This window comes from Paenibacillus sp. V4I5 (genome assembly GCF_030817255.1).
In the GTDB taxonomy this organism is placed as follows: Bacteria; Bacillota; Bacilli; order Paenibacillales; family NBRC-103111; genus Paenibacillus_E.
Genome location: NZ_JAUSZB010000002.1, coordinates 5,717,777 through 5,736,237 on the forward strand (window position 1 = coordinate 5,717,777; position 18,461 = coordinate 5,736,237).

Genomic DNA, 18,461 nt, shown 5'->3' on the forward strand with positions numbered 1-18,461 from the left:
ACCCGAAAGGGATGAACAAGCATGAGACTCAGTTCCGGTGAGAAAGTGTTTCAGGTTTTCCTGATCGGATTTATCTTTATGGTGTGTGCCGCTATGCTTTATCCGTTTGCGCATGTGCTCTCGATATCGCTGAGCACGACGGCGGAGGCAGTCCGGCCTGGCTTGCACTGGTACCCGCACGAGATATCGTTTTTCGCCTGGGAGCGGGTTGTGGAAGACATCAATGTTTGGCGTGCTTTAGGAAACACCGTTTTTCGTACCATAGTCGGGACCTTTCTGACGCTCCTTGCCTTGTCGATGGCGGCTTATCCACTTTCGAAGAAGCATCTGCCGCATCGCAGCTTTTACATGATGTTTATCGTCGTCACGATGTTTTTTAGCGGAGGTCTTATTCCATCTTATCTCTTGATCAAATCGCTCGGACTCATCGATTCCCGCTGGGTCTTGATCATCCCCGGCTTGATCAGCACGTTTTCACTTCTGATTCTCCGCAATTTCTTCATGACCATGCCGGAAGAGCTTGAGGATTCGGCGAAAATGGATGGTGCCAGCGACCTGCGGATATTGTTTACCATTGTCATTCCGCTGTCGAAGCCGGTGCTCGCAACTTTGGCGCTTTGGTCCGCTGTCGGGCATTGGAACGCATGGTTCGATGCCATGATCTATCTGCAGGATCAAAAGCTGTACGTGCTTCAGACCTTCTTGAGGCGGCTTGTCATCGCTGCCGAGAGCGATCCGCTCCTGCCCCCCAAGGATGAAAATATGGCTGCGGAGACCGTCAAGGCCGCCGTCATTATGTTTACCGCACTTCCCATCCTGATCGTGTACCCGTTCCTTCAGAAATATTTTGTCAAAGGCACCTTGGTCGGTTCGCTTAAGGGATAGTTGGTTTAACCGGTGCGCTTCAGAAGCGTTCCGTTTAAATAAAATAATGAGGTACGATGAAAAGGGAGGACAAAGCAATGAGTCAAAGAAAGAAGATTTTAATGGGCTTGACGGGCGTCGTATTGTCGATGTCGCTTGCTGTCACAACCGGTTGCAGCAGCAAAACCGGAACCGAAGGTACTGCTTCACCGCAAGCTAGCGGGGGCGCAGCGACAACGGCGGCCAATGCGAAACCGATCGAGATTGTTTGGTCGAACAACTTCAATTCCCCGGAATCCGAAGAAAATCTGGTGCAGAAGAAGATTGAAGAGAAATTCAATGTCAAGATCAAAACGGTTAAGTTCGAACGCCAAGGCTGGAAGGAAAAATTCAATGTTCTGCTTGCCTCCGGACAAGTGCCGGATATCTTCCCGATCGATGCGAATGAAACCGATATGGCCGCTTGGGCTGACCAAGGTGTTATTGCCAGTCTTTCTCGGGATGAGCTCAAAAAGAACATGCCGAATTATATGAAAGCGCTGGAATTAACGGATGCCGGCGCTTGGGATGTCGGCTTCTACAAAGGAAAGGACTGGGGGATTCCGAAGGTGTGGCCGAGCGGCAACTCCAGCTTCATCCCCGGTTACAATGAAGCTTGGCTGAAGAAGGTCGGCTACAATGAGCCGCCGAAGACGCTTGCGGAGCTGGAGGATGTACTCACCAAATTCGTCAATAACGATCCGGACGGCAACGGCAAGAAGGATACATACGGTATGTCGGCCCGAGGCAAGCTCCCCATCCAGATGTTCACTTCCATTTTCGCTGCTCACGGCGTTAATCCGTACGCGTTCAAGCTGGGCGCAGACGGCAAGGTTGTGTATGGAGGCATCACCGAAGAAACCCGCACGGCGCTCAAGCTTCTGGACAAGTGGTATAAGTCAGGGCTTATCGATCCCGAGTTTCTGACGACCGACAACGGCCAGCTCAATGAAAAATTCGCCAACCAAAAGGTCGGTATGGTCGAAAACATGGGATGGGGTAACTTTGTCAATACCTCCGGGTTTATTACGAAGCCCGCAGCGGACAAGGGACAGAACGTCATCGCAGGAAAGCCGGTTGTAGGCCCGGCCGGCAAACCGTACAGCTGGTCTTACGGCGCGCGTCAAGCCCCCGTACTCTTGGGAGCACAGCTTGAGAAAGATGCGGCGAAACGGGTTAAGATTGAGCAAATCCTGGACTTCCTTGCTACAAACGACGAATACTGGCTGTTGACTGTATACGGCGAAAAGGGCAAAAACTATGATCAGCCGAACGGCGACTTTGTCGTCGCCAAGACGGATCCTGAAGCCGCAACTGCTAAAGTCGGCGCCGGCAGCTTCTACAACCCGCTTAATGCCGTAGATATTGCCAAGCAGAAATTTAATACGAGTAATGAACTGCGGGAGCTGAAGGCGAAGCTGGATGTCGGTTATGAGCCGTTGAAAGACGTTATTGTACCTGCTGTATTGTCGGCCAAGGCGAAGTACTGGGCAAATCTTCAGACGCTGCAGGATAAGTACTTGATAAAGGCAATCACAGGCGCTGCAGATACGGACAAAGAATTCGACACTTTCAAGGCGGAATGGTTGAAGGCCGGCGGCCAGGAATTGACGGACGAAGCCAACAAGGTATATACAGAGCGTAAGGCTGCGAAGTAATCTGGACAAAGCATGATCTAATTTGACCGGAACACGTCACACGTGTTCCGGTCAAACTGATACTATTCAAAGCAAGGTGGGATATCGATGACCGTTTCGTCGAAGCGAATGATCACATACCCGGCTCCCGAGGGGGCGGCAGGTAATTCCGACTATACCGTGCGTGTTCGACAAGATCAGGGCGAATGGCAGCCCTTGTTCTGTTACAACGTGAAGGTTGACATGCACGATGTGCGGAACGCCTCGATGGTCTATTTCGATTGCGCCGGTGCGGTTGAAGTCGAAGTGACCAAGAATTACGGGGACATTCGAAGCGTGGAGATCCGCCCTGTATCTGCGGGGATTCACGGCGTTGTGAACGAAAACCGGGTGACGTTCACATTGGACGGCCCCCGTAAATTGTCGTTCGAAGTGAATGGAGACCGGTTTCATAATTTGCACATTTTCGCCAATCCGATCGAGGAAGACGCGCCGAACCCTGCCGATCCCGGCGTTGTCGTTGTTCAGCCAGGCAGACATCAGACGGATGAGCTTCAACAACTGGTTTCCCGTGAGGGTTCTGTTCTTTATTTCGAATCCGGCATGCATGTCCTGGAACAGCCGAAGCTTCATATCCCTTCCGGCATGACGGTATATATCGCCGGCGGAGCAGTCGTGGCCGGAGCGTTCGTCTGCGACCATGTACAGGATGTGACGATCCGGGGGCGCGGGGTCATCTACATGTCCGACTTCGAGAAGACAACCTATTACCGCACAGTGGAGATCCTATTCTCCAGGAACGTTCAGATTGAAGGAATCATCGCGATCGATCCGCCTCACTATACCGTTCTGGTCGGGAAATCCGAGCATATCAAGATCAACAACATCAAATCATTCAGCACCAGAGGGTGGTCGGACGGCATCGATATGATGTCAAGCACGGATATCGAGGTGGAGGATGTCTTTATGCGAAATTCCGACGATTGCATTGCGGTTTACGCCAGTCGTTGGAGTTACCAGGGGGACACACGGAATGTCACCGTCCGCAATTCCATCTTATGGGCGGACGTGGCTCATCCGATGAATGTCGGCGGGCACGGCAATCACGAAAAAGGTGACGTCATCGAGAACGTTCTTTTCGAAAATATCGATGTGCTCGAGCATCATGAACCGCAGCCCTATTATTGGGGTTGTATGTCCATTAATTGCGGCGACAACAATACGGTCCGGAATGTCACTTATCGAAATATCCGGGTCGAACCATTCGAGCTCGGACAATTGATCGATATTCGCGTGCTTTTCAATCCCAAATATAATCCAAGTCCCGGTTACCGGGTGGAAAATATTTTGTTCGACAATATCGTTTACAACGGAGCCTGCGGTAATCCGTCGGTCATTGCCGGATTCGATGAGTCCAGAATCGTCAAGGGGGTGATGTTCCGGAATGTTCGAATCAACGGTCGGCACCTTCTCCATCCGGAGTCTGGAAATATTCGGGTAGGAGAACATGCCCATGACGTTGAATTTACCTAATGCAAGTCGAATATAATCATTTGAATGGGGGAGTTAAGATGAAGGTACATCATACTAATTTTCGTCTAAAATTGAAAAAATACCTTTCCATCCTCGTTATAGCGAGCATGACCGTCATGTTCCTGCCCCTGACGGCAGGAACTGCGGCGGCGGAAACAGCCTCGCCATCGCTCATGACGGATTATGTGCCAACCATTTATGAAACCATTGATGAAAGCGGATTCAAACATCCTGGTATCGGGCTGACCAAGGAAACACTTGAGAATTTGCAAACTCAAATACGGGCGAATAAGGAGCCTTGGAAAACCTATTTCAACCAGATGGCCAACTCGACTGACCCGTGGGGAGGCCCGCTTGCAACCAAGACGGTCTCGTCCAAATTTTCCGAAGGCTGTTGGTGCAGCCAGGGCTATAACGAAAAATTTATATGGGATGGCTTAACAGCGTATACGCAGGCTCTTATGTATGTGATAACGGGCGATGAGGTTTATAGGGCGAATACGATGAATATTATCCGGAAATGGGAGCAGAAGAACCCTGCGGAATATGCGTATTTTGTCGATTCGCACATTCACACGGGCGTTCCGCTCTACCGAATGGTTACCGCCGCGGAAATCATGAGGTATACCAGCACGCAGACGCCGGAACTGGCATGGACAGACCAGGATACGGCCAAGCTCACGAATAATGTGATCGTTCCGGTCACCGATACCTTCAATCATACGAATGGCCGCTTCATGAACCAGCATCTGTATCCGCTCATCGGATCCACCTCCGGATATATCTTCACCGGCAATGTGGAGCGCTATCGCGAGGCCGTAGAGTGGTTCACGGTGAATAAGACGGCTCTAGACCAGCACGTAAACGGTTCCATCCTGAGATTGTTCCGGTTGGTCGATACGAATGCGGAGACAGGCGAGAAGGTAGATAACCCGCAGGTGCAGATAACGGAGATGGGCAGGGATCAGGCTCACAGCACCGGCGACGTCATCAATGTTGCCATATTGTCGCGTCTGTTGCAGGCCCAAGGAACCAAGGTGGACCCGGCAGATGGTACGGTTTCCACTGCAGCGAATGCGGTTACCACGTACGATTTTCTTGGCAAACGTATTCTGGCGGGTACCGACTATTTTGCCCGGTATATGAACGGCTATGATACGCCTTGGATCCCGACAGAGGCGCGTATGCGCCAGGATTGGCAGCCCGGTCATTTACCAGGTATTGAATACCTCATATCGGGGAAGAATCGGCGGCAATGCCTATGATCTGTACTATTATTATAAATATGAGCAAGGTCTGGACATGGAGCAAGTTGCTCCGTACTACACGGAGATGTTCAACAAGAGGACGGATTACAGTTGGGCATCACGGGATTCCGGAGGGGAATATTGGCTGTACATCCCTAAGGAAGCCGAGGCCGAGGGAACGGCAAATCTCCCGAAGGTGAACCCGAACCCGAATTGGCGAGAGATTGAGGATCGGTTCACCAACTTGGACGGCAACTCGACCGCCATGCAAGAGGGCGATGTTTCCTTCGTCCGCATCCAGGCCACGGAATCCGGCAGCAAAATCGCTTTGGTTGAATCCGGCAGCGGTTCGAGCGTGCTCGGATACAAGATTCGGACCAACGGTGCGGCGAAGCTGGTAGCCTCGGGCCAAACGATCACGTTGCCGGATACCCAGGGGCAATGGAGATATGTATATTCTGAAGGCGGTGGGCTCTGGACCCTGAATTATTTCACGATTATAGGCAACGGAACGACGGTCGATATCGACCATATCAATGTCAACGCGGCCAATGAACTGACGCCGCCGGTGTTTAATGAAGGAAAAACCGCTTTGAACCTGTTTACCTATGTTGGGTCCGAGGCGGCGCTCCATTTAGATTTCTCGGCAACGGACGCAGGCACGTCCGATGTTGTGACCTATCGGATTGTCCATGCACCCGAAGGCGCCGTGTTCGACACAAGCACCGGCACATTTGACTGGAAACCTACGGTAGCCGGAACGTATGCCTTCGTTGTGGAAGCTTCCGACGGCACGACGATATCGACCAGAGATGTCACGGTGACCGTCGCCAATGATCGGCAGTCGGCGGTGGATGCCGTCATTGCGCCCTATGACGCCAACACGGATTATGTCTGGGCAACGCTCGATACGTATACAGAAGCATACGACGACACCATGAGCCTCATGAACACCGCAACGGACGCCGAATTCTATCAGAAGCTGGCGGTTCTGCATGGCGTCGTGCAAGGACTTCAGTTAACCACGCCGTTGCTGGGCGACGGCAGCATCAATTATCAGGGGATGTTCTTGTCTGCGGGCTTCAATACGGGAACTTACATGGATAATGACCCGAGCACGGCCGGTAGGGACGTTGATATGGACATGGGGCCCAATTTTCGGGTTTCGGCCAGTGCGTTCGGGATTCAGGCACGAGGAGGATTTCCTGAACGCGGCGGCGGCATTACCATATACGGATCCAATGACAAAGAAAACTGGACCCGGTTGACGCCGGGAGTGACCCCCGTTTCGGCAGCCATGCATATGTTGGCGGTGTCGCCAGAGCTCCAGAATGAGCAATTCCGTTTCCTGAAAATCCAAATGATTCAAAAACCGTACGACTCTCCCTTCATTGAATTGTCCGAGTTCCATATCTTCGGGAAGCGTCACGAGGTCATCAACAAGATCGCATCGGTCTCCATCGGTTCGGATCAGGTCTCCGGAGGGCGGATCGTCATGGGAGACACAGCGAAATTGTCCTTCCAATCGACGGAAGCCATTCAGAACGTGAATGTTGCGATTCAGGGTGTACCCGCGACCGTTCATTCGGAGGATGGCCTGAACTGGACGGCCGAAGCGGTTATGGTACCTGGTACGGCGCCGGGCAATGTGACATTCAAGCTTCATTATCAGACGGCGGAAGGGACTGATGCCCCGGAAACGATGTTCGTAACCGACGGGTCTCGCTTGATTCTGGTGAATGAATCCGATGTCATCCAAAATGTGACGTCCATCGCTGTGGTTACCGATTCCAACGGCAGATCGCCGGCAGACGCTATTGCAACGGCGAACGTTTTGTTCGATAACAATCCTGCATCATCGACCGATTACCGCCTGAACGGCAGCGGAGCCGAATCGTGGGTCCAATTCGACTTCGGGCAAGGCGGCTATGCCCAATTGAAGTATGTGGAGCTGCTGGCAAGGCAGGACGGATACTATACCCGAATCAATGGCGCGGTCATTCAAGGCTCCAATGACAATACAACATGGAAAACGATCTCTTCGAGTGCTGTGTCCACAAGGGATTGGCAAATATTGTCGATTAACGACAAGCAGCCTTACCGGTATATCCGAATCATTAATGGGAACGCCTGGTTCGGGAATATGGCGGAAGTGAGATTCCATGGAACGGCCAAGGTGTTGTCGAAGATCAGCACGGTGTCCATCAGCTCGGATCAAGCCATACTTAACCGGATTGAACCTGGAGACACGGTGAATCTGGCCTTCACTTCGATGGAACCGATCAACACGGTGAACGTGAAGATTCAAGGCCAAGATGCGACGGTCATGTCGGATGACCAAATCAACTGGACAGCGAAAGCGGTGATGGGGGCCAATGCTGCTCCGGGACCGGTGAATTTCGGCATCCAATACAAAACATCCGAAGGGTTGGACGCGCCGGCAAAAACATCGACTACCGACGGATCTTCCTTGATCCTGGCCGATGAATCGGACTTGATCCGCAATGTGACATCCATTACGGATGTGACCGATTCTAACGGCAGATCCCCGGCAGACGCAATCGCAACGGCGAACGCTCTTTTCGATGGCAATCCCGGTTCGGTTACCGATTACCGCTTGAATGGTAGCGGAGCTGGGGCGTGGGTCAAATTTGACTTCCGAGGCGCTAAAGCGAAATTGAAGTATGTGGAGCTTCTGGCAAGGCAAGACGGATATTACACCAGGATCAAGGGTGCAATCATTCAGGGCTCCAACGACAATTCGAACTGGACGACGATCTCTCCGTTAGCGGCATCTACGAAGGATTGGCAGATCTTGCCGATTACCGACAATACCCCTTACCGGTATATCCGCATTATCAATGGGAACAGCTGGTTCGGGAGTATGGCGGAAGTGAGATTCCATGGCGGTCTGGATTATGATGCGGCTTACCTGGATTCCATCGCGCTGACAGCGGACGGCTATACCAAAGGCAGCTACTACCTGTATCAACAAAAAGTGAAAGAGATCAAGGCGAAATTGGCCAATCCGGAAGCGGGCAAACTGGCCATTCTGAATGAATTGCTGCAGGCGAGTTCGATACTGGAGCCGATCATCGCCATTACACCTTCTATGGTGACGGCAAATACGGTGTCGTGGGACGGCAAGTTGAGTACCGCAGCGAACGGTTGGCGCGCTTTTGACGGCGACCCGAACACGTCCCCTGACACCAAAACTGCAGCCGGTTGGGTAACTGTTGACTTGGGCGTAGGCAACGCCATAACGGTTAACGGCATCAAGTTTATTCCGCGTTCTGGTACTGCAGACCGAATGAATGGAGCGCTGATCCAAGGCTCCAATGACGGAGTTAATTTCAACACCTTGCATACAATCAGTGGCGTTTCCGTTCAGCAATGGTATACGCATGCGATTGACAACCAGACGGCATACCGTTATCTGCGATATTATACGCCGAAAGGTTTTGCCAACGTAGGTGAGTTGCAATTCCTCTCTGTGGATCGCTCGTTGCTTGCGATCTTGCTGAATCAAGCGGATCAGGTCGTTACCGACCATTATACGGCAGACAGCTACGCAGCGTTGCAAACGGCGATATCGAACGCGAAGTCGGTCGATGCCAATGCGAAAGCAACACAAAGTGATGTCGATTCGGCCGCCAACAGTCTGAAGACGGCTCTGGACAGCTTGATCTACACGTTTACGGCGTCCCTTGATCCTGCGAAGCCGAATGCGAACGGTTGGTACACGACGCCAGTTACCGTCACGTTGTCGACTTACGGCAGCGCGGAATACAGCCTGGATGGCGGGAAAACATGGCAGGACTATACAGAATCGCTGATGGTTAACCAGGACGGCAAGTATACGGTCAGCTACCAACCCCGGAACGACGCGGGAATTACCGGGGATGTTCAGACGGTCGGCGTCAATGTGGATATGACGACTCCGATCACGACAGCCGCCGTATCGCCTGCGGAACCGAACGGACAGAACGGTTGGTACGTGCAACCAGTTACGCTCACCTTGACAGCGAACGACAATCTCTCAGGAGTGGCCAAGACGGAATATAGTCTGGACAGCGGCAGCACCTGGCAAGCCTATACGGAACCGGTCATGATCACTCAGGACGGCAAGTATAACGTGAGCTACCGCTCCACGGACATCGCCGGCAACGTGGAGTCGGACAAATCGATCAGCTTCGATCAGGATACGACAGCGCCGACGATTACGGTAACCGGTCTGGTATACGGCACGTACGTCGATTCGATGGATATCACACCGATCGTTGCGCTTGATGATCTTCTGTCCGGAGTTGACGGCAACAAGACAACGGTCACGTTGGATACGTATAGCGTAAAGGCAGGAGCTAGCATTCCGCTCTTCACCCTGCCGCTCGGTTCGCATACGTTGGTCGTAACTGCTAGTGATATGGCAGGTAATACGGGTATTCAAACGGTCGTCTTCCAGACTACCACCAGCATAGAGTCCATGCAGGCCCTGGTCACACGCTTTACGGATGCCAAATGGATCGATGGCGATTATATCTGGATCGATAACACGGGTATCGCTAAGAGCTTGCAGAGCAAATTGGCTGCGAATGAACTGTCAGCCTTTGTGAATCAAGTACAGGCGCTTAGGGGAAAGCATATTACCGAGAAAGCCGCTGATTACTTGCTTCGGGATGCTGAGTATTTGTTGAACAATCAAAAATAATAAGCAAAAGGTATTCATTCCGAGCCGGCACAGGCAGCAAGACGTCAGTGCCGGCATTGGATTTTGTGGCGGTAATTCCCATGTACAGCATAATCGGAATTAAAATGGAAGCGTTGCTATAGTGAATTTCAGCGGAACGCTCTATCGAACGTTTCTCGGGTATGGAGGAATGCTACTGAAACGCGTGTTCGAGACTGTTATTTTTGGAGGCAACAAGCTGTTTTGGGATTACAAGCTGAACAACACGAGCCATTATAAAGGATATTATCATTGGCACCAATGCTGTGAAATGTTGTACGTTCATGAAGGAACGGGGCTTGTCGTCATCGGCGGCGAAAAGTTCCCGATCCGCCGGGGCATGCTGTTTTTCTTTCGGCCGTATCAACTGCACCATGTCTATGCGAATGTGAGTCCAAGTCAGCCCTACACGCGCACCATACTTCACTTCGATCCTGAGCTTGCGGAAAAGTTCTTGCGGCCTTTTGTCAAGCGTTACGCCTTTTTTAACGCCTTATGGCGCGGTCATCACAAAATGCAGGCGTTTGATCTGCTCTCTTACGAAGAGGCGGTGGAGCAAAATTACGAAGATTATCATCTTGCGGGAATGGACGGGAAGGGCGAGGATATTGAAGAGATTGCCATTTTGATTCTCCGCCTGATAGATAGTATGATCCGCAGTTCCCCCGCAGAGAGGCGGCAGTCGTCCGCAATGGTTGAAAGGAAATCAGAAGAGTATGCGCAGAAAGCCATGCAGTGGATCGACGAACATTATCAGGAAGCGTTTCACATGGACGATCTCGCCAAAGCCTTGCATTTGTCGAAGTTTTATTTGTCGAAACTTTTCCATGATGTAACAGGCACCACGCTCAAGGACTACCTTACAGCCAAACGTATGAGACAAGCTTGCAGATTACTGGAGACGACGGCGAAATCGGTCGAACAGATCGGGGCCGAAGTAGGTATTCCCAATCCATCCTATTTCGTTCAAGTATTCAAGCAAGAAGTCGGAACTACACCGCTGAAGTATCGCACCGGATTCATCCAAACCAAAAAATAAACATTTTTTACACATTGTTTTGCCATTATTGCGTTCAAAGTAAAGGTATAATACGCGAAGAGAGACTGTCGGGGAGGCGGCAAGACACCTGTGCCCGTTTAAGGAGGAAGACGTTTTTCCAGCATAAGACGAATTTTCATCCATCGCTTTTCAATCCAACGATAGCCATATATTTGTAAATGATTTTAAAATGCGTTTGAAAGGGGGGATGCGATGGAGGAAGCGCTTGTAAACTGCGGAGACAAAACAGGCCACAATGAGCAGTTAAAAAAAGGAGGAAATGTCATGAATCTCTTCAAGACGAAAATCAACTCCCACAGGATTGTTTCCGGCATTCTTTGTCTGGCACTGATGATGTCGGTCTTCCTCAGTATCGGCAGCCAAACGGCAAAGGCGGCGATTTCGCCGCTGATTACTTCTTATAAGCCGCAGGTAGTAAGTACGTCTGCAAATTTGTCCTATACCGATTCCTCCGGGAACACGGTATCGGGAACCATCCACCATCCGGGCATCGCGATGAGACTGGCGGATTTGGACAACATGCGCGATCACGTAAGAGCGGGGGATGAGCCTTGGAATACGGCGTTTAATGCCTTTGCCGCCGACTCCCAATCCAGTAAAACGCCAAGAATCTATTATGAAAATAATTACATCTTTAAACACATTCAAGGACCTTGGGGGTTTACCGACCCCGAGACGGGTAAGTATTACAGTAATCCCAGCGAATATGTAGGAACGCGTGCCAATACCGATTCCGAAACCGCTTTCATGCAGGCGATCATGTGGTATATAACCGGCGATGAAACGTATCGCGCCAATGCCATGAAAATTATCAGGAGTTATTCTGCCGCAGTGGATTGCGTTACCCATACGAACTTCCGTCTTGCTACGATGAGTTATCTGCTCTCGGCAGCGGCGGAAATCCTGCGCTATTCCGATACGCCTACGGCGAGTGAGAAATGGACGGATGCGGATACAGCGAATCTTACCCATCTCATGGACATCGTTTCCGTCACTTATAACGCTCATGGATTCTTTATGAATCAGCATCAGTTTACGGTAATGGGAACGATGGGAAGAGCTATCTTCACCAATAATCTGCAGCTTTACGATGAGGCTGTAGAAGCTGCCACCGTAAATGCCGCAGGCGATCAAGGGGGAAGAAACGGTTCCATTAAGCATCAGATGCGGTGGATGACGCAAAATGAGCGAACAGGAGAAGCATTGGATCCGGCGGACTACCATGTGCAGGCCATCGAAATGGGGCGCGATGTAGGGCATTCCTACGGCAATGTCGGCGGACTGTCCACATTGGTGCGGACCATCTATGCCCAAGACACGAAGGTTGACCCGGTCACCGGAGCGAGGTCTACGGCTTCCAATGCGGTGAATGTGTTCAACTTCATGAACGACCGGCTGCTGGCAGGAACAACTTATCTGCTCAAGTATCATCTGGGTTACGATGTGTTATGGACGCCTGCATGGGCAAACCAAAGCAGTACGATTCAATATTTTGATACGATCAACGCAGACGGCAGAGGGAGAATCGATGCGTTCTACAGTGTGTTATATAACTATTACAAATATATCGAAAATAGGGATATGACCCAAGAGAAGTACAAATATTTGGCCTATGCCTACGAAACGAGAATGCCTGAGGTTGCGGGAAAAGATTATCCGCTTTTCATGCTCCTGTACACGCCCGATGCGGCCAAGACGGTCGGCTTGAGCAACAAGATCACGTTAGGCTCTATAACGGGATTGACGGCAACGGCGGCCGGTGCGAATACGATCTACGTAAGCTGGGCGGGTGTGCCGAATGCGCTGGGTTATAACATCTACCGGTCTACAGATCCGAATGGCACTTTTACAAAGATTAGCAGCGCCCCCACTGCAGCGACATTATATCGAGATACAAACTTGACCCCGGATACGACCTACTATTATCAGGTAGAAGTAGCCGGAGGATCGAAATCCGCTGCCGTATCTGCAGCTACAGGAGGAACTTCGGGGACTGCTTCGGTTAGATTCAGTAACGCCGCCACCAGCTTGTATATCGATGGGATGGGCCGGACGACCAACGGCTCCGTAACCGGACAATGGAGCTCCAGCACCAGCAATAATCAGCGGTGGATTGAGGAAATCAGCGGGGGCTATGTGCGATTTAAGAATGTCGCAACCGGACTATACCTGGACGGCATGGGCCGCACTACCAACGGCTCCGCTGCCGGACAATGGAGCTACAGCACCAGCACCAATCAGCAATGGTCCGTCACGATAGATGGCAACAATGTACGGCTCCAAAACCGTGCAACGGGGTTATTTCTGGACGGGATGGGCCGCACGACCAACGGGGAGGACTTGGGCCAATATGGAGGAGGCAGCAGCGTTAACCAAAGGTGGCAGATTGTAAACTAAGTATACGGACTGCTTGAGATTATGCCGCTCATTTCCGTTCGGGGTGAGCGGTTTTGTATGCTTCAACTGGAGATTCTAAAGAAATCAAAATAAAATTAAAGATTTTGAAATTGATGAAATGAGCATGATTTGCTAAGCTAAGCCTGCCACATTCCTTTGGTTAATCCGATCTACTCAAACACGGAATGAATATATATTTTGAGGTGAAAGTACGATGGTAGAAGCATCATATGGAGAGAATAGTATTTGCTTAAGTTTAGATAGTAGCGGAAAAATATGGTATACCGTTAAGCGTAACGGAGCTGAGGTTGTTCTGCCTTCAAGGCTTGGACTGCACTTTGCCAATTCCCGTCCATTATATGACAGGTTTACTATAACAAAAGTAACCAAAAGAAATGTGGTAGGTGCGTTGAAACCTATATACGGAGAGCGGGCTGAGATTGATGAGAGTTTCGAAGAGGCAACTGTTTGCGTGGAAGATGACCTGGGACGGAGAATGGAAATCCGTTTACGTGCCTATTTTGAAGGTACTGCATTGCAATACTTTATACCGGAGCAGGAAAAGTTAAATAATTTTACCATTATTCAAGAGGATACAAGCTTTGCCTTTCCGGAAGGAAGTCTTGCATGGGAAGAGCATGGAGTAGAAGGGGAATATGCTGTAAAACGAGTTGGTGATGTGAGCGGCTATTGTGAACGTCCATTCGCTGTGCAATTACCGGAAGGCGGATATGTTCTTATTCATGAAGCAGGGCTGACAGATTACGCAAGAATGTTGATTGTAAAGGATGAAGAAGCCGAAAACACATTAAGAGTGCATTTGTCAGGACATTTGTGTGGGCTTTTCAGTGAGAATGATTATGTAGGATATGGGTTTACTTTAAACAAAGACGAAACGGATAGTCTAGTTTCAAATGTAGAAGGAAAAGCGCCCTTTGCAACACCATGGCGAACTTTCATACTTGCAGATCACGCAGCGGAATTGCTATGTCGGAGCAATATGGTACTTAATCTAAGTGAGCCCTGCAAGGCTGAAGATTTTACTTATGTAAAGCCCGGAAAAGCATTAAGGGATGTATTGCTGTCTACCCAAAGTGCGTTTAACTGTATTGATTTTTGTGCAGACCATGGGTTCCAATATGTTCTTTTTGATGGAGGCTGGTATGGATCGCTTGATTCGGAAAATAAGGCAATCGATCCCAGAAGGGAAGACCCCGAGCGAGACCTGGATCTAAGGAATGTCATTTCGTATGGTAAGGAGAAAGGCATAGGGATATTCCTTTATGTTGATAGAACGGCTGCAGAACCGTATTTGGATGCTTCACTGCCTGTATGGAAAGAATGGGGGGTAGCGGGCATTAAATTGGGTTTTGTGAAAGTAGGACCTCAAGAGTGGACACGTTGGTTGGTAGATGCAGTAAAAAAGTGTCATGAATATGGTTTGATGGTAAATATACATGATGCCTACCGCCCGACAGGCCTTTCACGTACCTATCCTAATGTGCTTACACAGGAGGGTATTCGGGGAAACGAGCATTTTCCCACGGCTACACATAACACAACTTTACCTTTTGTACGTTTTCAGGCAGGTGCCGGTGATTATACGCTTTGCTATTTTGATAAACGGATAAAAGTAACGCATGCACATATGCTGGCTATGGGCGTTATTGTGTATAGTCCTATGCAGATGATGTTCTGGTATGATAAGCCGTCGGATTGGAATGGTGAGGAGGAAATTGAATTCTGGGAGAAAATGCCGGTAACTTGGGATGAGTCAGTCGGAATATCGGGTGAGATCGGAGAGTATGCAATTATTGCAAGACGCAAGGACAGCAAATGGTTTATTGGATGCATTAATAATGAGAAAGCCCGTGCTGTGAAAATTCCTCTACATTTTCTGGATGCCGGGAAGAAATATACTGCACAGATTTATGAAGATGTATTGGAACTTGATACTCGCACAAAGGTGGGGATTAGATCTGTCGAGGTTACCAAGGATTCCATACTTGAGTTTCATTTGGAAAGCTCGGGAGGATCAGCTATTTATTTAAAACCTATGTAATGTACAAAGATAACCTAAAGCATTTTCTCTATTTGGAGGAATATTCAATAAAACCGGTATCTACAATGCTCCTGCTGGATCTGCACGTTATTGCTGGATCCCTTATGGGACCAATAACTTCTGCCAAAAAGCTTTTTGAAAGCTTCGGCTTCCGTGACAACAGAGTAGTACAATCATGGAAAGAGATGCCACTACAATCAAAGCAGCAGGGTGGGCGGAACTATTTCCTGAGTCTGAGGGGGAACTGAACCTCGCTCCTTCCGGTGTGAAGGTTTTGTCGTTAGACTAAAGGTTACGGAAACGGTCGTCAGGCCGCTTCTTTCAACGACAGCAACAGCACCAACCAGCAGTGGAAGATCGTAACATTAAACTAAGATAATTGATTGAGCTTAAGCCGCTCATTTCCGATTGGGGATGAGTGGCTTCTCTGCTGGACCATATGCTGTCATATAAAAAAGGCCCCCAATAAGGGAACCTAAAAAATATAATAAGCGCCATCCGAGCCGACTTTCAACGTGAAAATCCAATAATCATGATTGCGGATCGCGTGGGCATTGTCGCCATACATCAAAATGAACTCAGTTGGAGGTACCAACATGTCAAAGGAAACAAAGCTAATTACGTATCCGGGCCCCTCGGGGTTAGCGGAAAATCACGATTTCACGGTCAGGGCAAGACCGGCGGGCGGCGAATGGGAGCAGCTCTTCGTCTATGATGTCAAAGTCGACATGCATCAGGTCCGGCATGCCTCCATGGCGATGTTCGATTGCTCGGGTACGACTGAGATTGAGGTTACGAAGAACGAGAGGACAGTAAACGACTGCGTGATTCGTCCGTTGTCGCGCGGTGTTTCTTACACGCTTAACGGCAACACGATCACTTTTACCATTGACGGCCCGCAAAAGCTGTCGGTGGAAGTAAACGGTGACAGGTTCCATAATTTGCATCTGTTTGCCAATCCGCTCGAGCAGGATGCGCCGTCCCCTGACGAGCCGGGTGTCGCTTTCGTCAAGCCGGGCATCCACCGGACCGAGGACCTTCTTGCGCTGCTGACGGCTGCGGGAACAGACGGCTGCGAGACGCATACGCTCTATTTCGGGCCGGGCATGCATCATTTGGAGGAAGTGATTTTGCGCATCCCGTCGCGGAAGACGGTTTACATAGCCGGCGGAGCGGCGGTCGCGGGCTCTATGGTCTGCGACTCCGTCAGCGATGTCACTGTCCGCGGTAGAGGCGTTCTTTACTTGACTGAATTCGGGCGTTTTTCCGCTTTCCGCGGGGTGCGTATCATCTTCTCCAAGCGGATTCGCGTCGAGGGAATTGCACTTATCGATCCTCCGCATTACAGCATCTATATCGGCAAGTCCGAGCAGATCCGGATTGCGAACTTTAAAGCGTTCAGTACGAAAGGGTGGTCGGACGGGATCGATATGATGGCCAGCTCGGATATCGAGATCGAGGACGTATTTATGCGCAATTCCGACGATTGCATCGCGGTTTACGCCAGCCGTTGGGATTATCAGGGAGACACGCGGAATGTTGTCGTCCGCAATTCCGTCTTATGGGCTGACGTGGCTCATCCGATGAATATCGGCGGGCACGGCAATCACCATAAGGGGGACGTCATTGAGAACATCATGTTCGAAAATATCGATGTGCTCGAGCATCATGAGCCGCAGCCCGACTATCGGGGCTGTATGTCGATTAATGCCGGCGATAACAATACGGTTAGAAATGTGACCTACCGGAACATCCGGGTTGAACCGTTCGAGCTCGGACAGCTGTTCGATATCCGCGTGCTCTTCAACCCGAAGTACAATCCAGTGCCGGGCAAACGGATCGAACATATCCACTACGAGAATATTTCCTGCTCCGGGGACTGCTCCAATCCGTCGCGGATCGGCGGATACGATGCGGACAGGACAGTCGAGCATATCGTATTCAAGAATGTCACAATCAACGGGAAGCCGGTGACGGACGCCGAATCGGGCAACATCCGGGTGCTTCCGTTTGCTGGCAACATCCGTTTTGAATAATTCAAATATCATACCAAACGATAAGGTGACGAAGTGAACCGTGGACAAAACCATTCCGGGAGAGAAATTTGATCTGGGTGTGTGCTACTACCCCAAGCATTGGCCGGAGCAGATGTGGGCCGATGATTACAAGCGGATGCGGGAAATCAGCTTTACCATTGTGCGTATGGGGGAGTTTGCATGGAATTCGCGGATGCTAATTTCAATATCACAGTGACGGGCAAAGTATAAGTATGCCGATGTTTGTGAGGGATGGATATAAATGAATTCAAGTAAGACTCCTTCAAACCCTAGAATAGGAGTTAATTAAGTTGTCCAACTAATACCCGCGCTCAGCGCGGTTTTATTATTTTAAGGGGATCTGTCAAATCTTTTGTGTAAACTCTTTTAAAAGACTTCTCCCCGAGGGGAGGAAAAATTTTCAACGTAGATGTTGACCGATACGAGTCAAAACTTAATTTGTAAATCACTTTTATAAGAAAAACCAGCAAACCCTTGATTTTGCTGGTTTCTTGCACTTCAAAACTTATTTGTCACCCAACAGAAGAAGTTACTGCTTGATCATGCGGACGTATCGTTCGATTTGGATTTCTCTCTCCTGTGCGCTGACCCCTATTCTTTGTTTTACTTCATTCATATCATTAAGATTAACGGCTTTCCGATCATGGGGAGGCCGTTTTTGCGTATCTTGTACTCGGGCCATTGTCTCCATGTATCAAGTTTGGACCAAAAACCGACTTTTCCACTTTTACAGAAGTCGTTTTTTGTCAAAATTTTTAATAATACCTCACATGAAGCGCTTTCATTTCAGTTTGGCTGCAGGTGATATAGGTAAAATGAAGAGTAGTCATACACATGTG

General features: G+C 49.9%; 10 protein-coding genes. All 10 read left to right on the top strand.

The annotated features are described in order from the left end of the window. The first annotated feature begins 21 nt into the window (after positions 1 to 21). The 10 genes from QFZ78_RS28140 (at position 22) to QFZ78_RS28185 (ending at position 17,818) form a co-directional block, all read left to right on the top strand. Complete coding sequence (locus QFZ78_RS28140; protein WP_307552428.1) at positions 22 to 885, top strand: carbohydrate ABC transporter permease; 864 nt, start codon at positions 22 to 24, stop codon at positions 883 to 885. Positions 886 to 962: 77 nt separating this feature from the next. Then, on the top strand, positions 963 to 2,561 hold the full coding sequence (locus tag QFZ78_RS28145; protein WP_307552429.1) for an extracellular solute-binding protein: 1,599 nt from the start codon (positions 963 to 965) through the stop codon (positions 2,559 to 2,561). A gap of 87 nt (positions 2,562 to 2,648) precedes the next feature. Further along, a complete protein-coding gene (locus tag QFZ78_RS28150; RefSeq protein ID WP_307552430.1) occupies positions 2,649 to 4,073 on the top strand; it encodes a glycosyl hydrolase family 28 protein in 1,425 nt (474 codons plus the stop codon). Positions 4,074 to 4,111: 38 nt separating this feature from the next. Next, positions 4,112 to 5,338: a hypothetical protein gene (locus QFZ78_RS28155; protein ID WP_307552431.1), complete on the top strand. Its 1,227-nt coding sequence runs from the start codon at positions 4,112 to 4,114 to the stop codon at positions 5,336 to 5,338. Continuing rightward, positions 5,295 to 10,028, top strand: coding sequence for a discoidin domain-containing protein (locus QFZ78_RS28160; RefSeq protein ID WP_307552433.1), 4,734 nt, complete (start codon positions 5,295 to 5,297; stop codon positions 10,026 to 10,028). Before QFZ78_RS28155 ends, QFZ78_RS28160 begins: the two co-directional genes overlap by 44 nt. A gap of 169 nt (positions 10,029 to 10,197) precedes the next feature. Continuing rightward, positions 10,198 to 11,085 carry a helix-turn-helix domain-containing protein gene (locus QFZ78_RS28165; protein ID WP_307552435.1) on the top strand — a complete coding sequence of 296 codons (888 nt, stop codon included), beginning with the start codon at positions 10,198 to 10,200 and terminating at the stop codon, positions 11,083 to 11,085. Positions 11,086 to 11,298: 213 nt separating this feature from the next. Beyond that, positions 11,299 to 13,503 carry an RICIN domain-containing protein gene (locus QFZ78_RS28170; protein ID WP_307552437.1) on the top strand — a complete coding sequence of 735 codons (2,205 nt, stop codon included), beginning with the start codon at positions 11,299 to 11,301 and terminating at the stop codon, positions 13,501 to 13,503. Between the two features lie 214 nt (positions 13,504 to 13,717). Then, on the top strand, positions 13,718 to 15,565 hold the full coding sequence (locus QFZ78_RS28175) for a glycoside hydrolase family 97 protein (protein WP_307552439.1): 1,848 nt from the start codon (positions 13,718 to 13,720) through the stop codon (positions 15,563 to 15,565). 596 nt (positions 15,566 to 16,161) lie between these two features. After that, positions 16,162 to 17,601 carry a glycosyl hydrolase family 28 protein gene (locus QFZ78_RS28180; RefSeq protein WP_307552441.1) on the top strand — a complete coding sequence of 480 codons (1,440 nt, stop codon included), beginning with the start codon at positions 16,162 to 16,164 and terminating at the stop codon, positions 17,599 to 17,601. 40 nt (positions 17,602 to 17,641) lie between these two features. Further along, positions 17,642 to 17,818 carry a beta-galactosidase gene (locus QFZ78_RS28185; RefSeq protein WP_307552443.1) on the top strand — a complete coding sequence of 59 codons (177 nt, stop codon included), beginning with the start codon at positions 17,642 to 17,644 and terminating at the stop codon, positions 17,816 to 17,818. Positions 17,819 to 18,461: the final 643 nt, after the last annotated feature.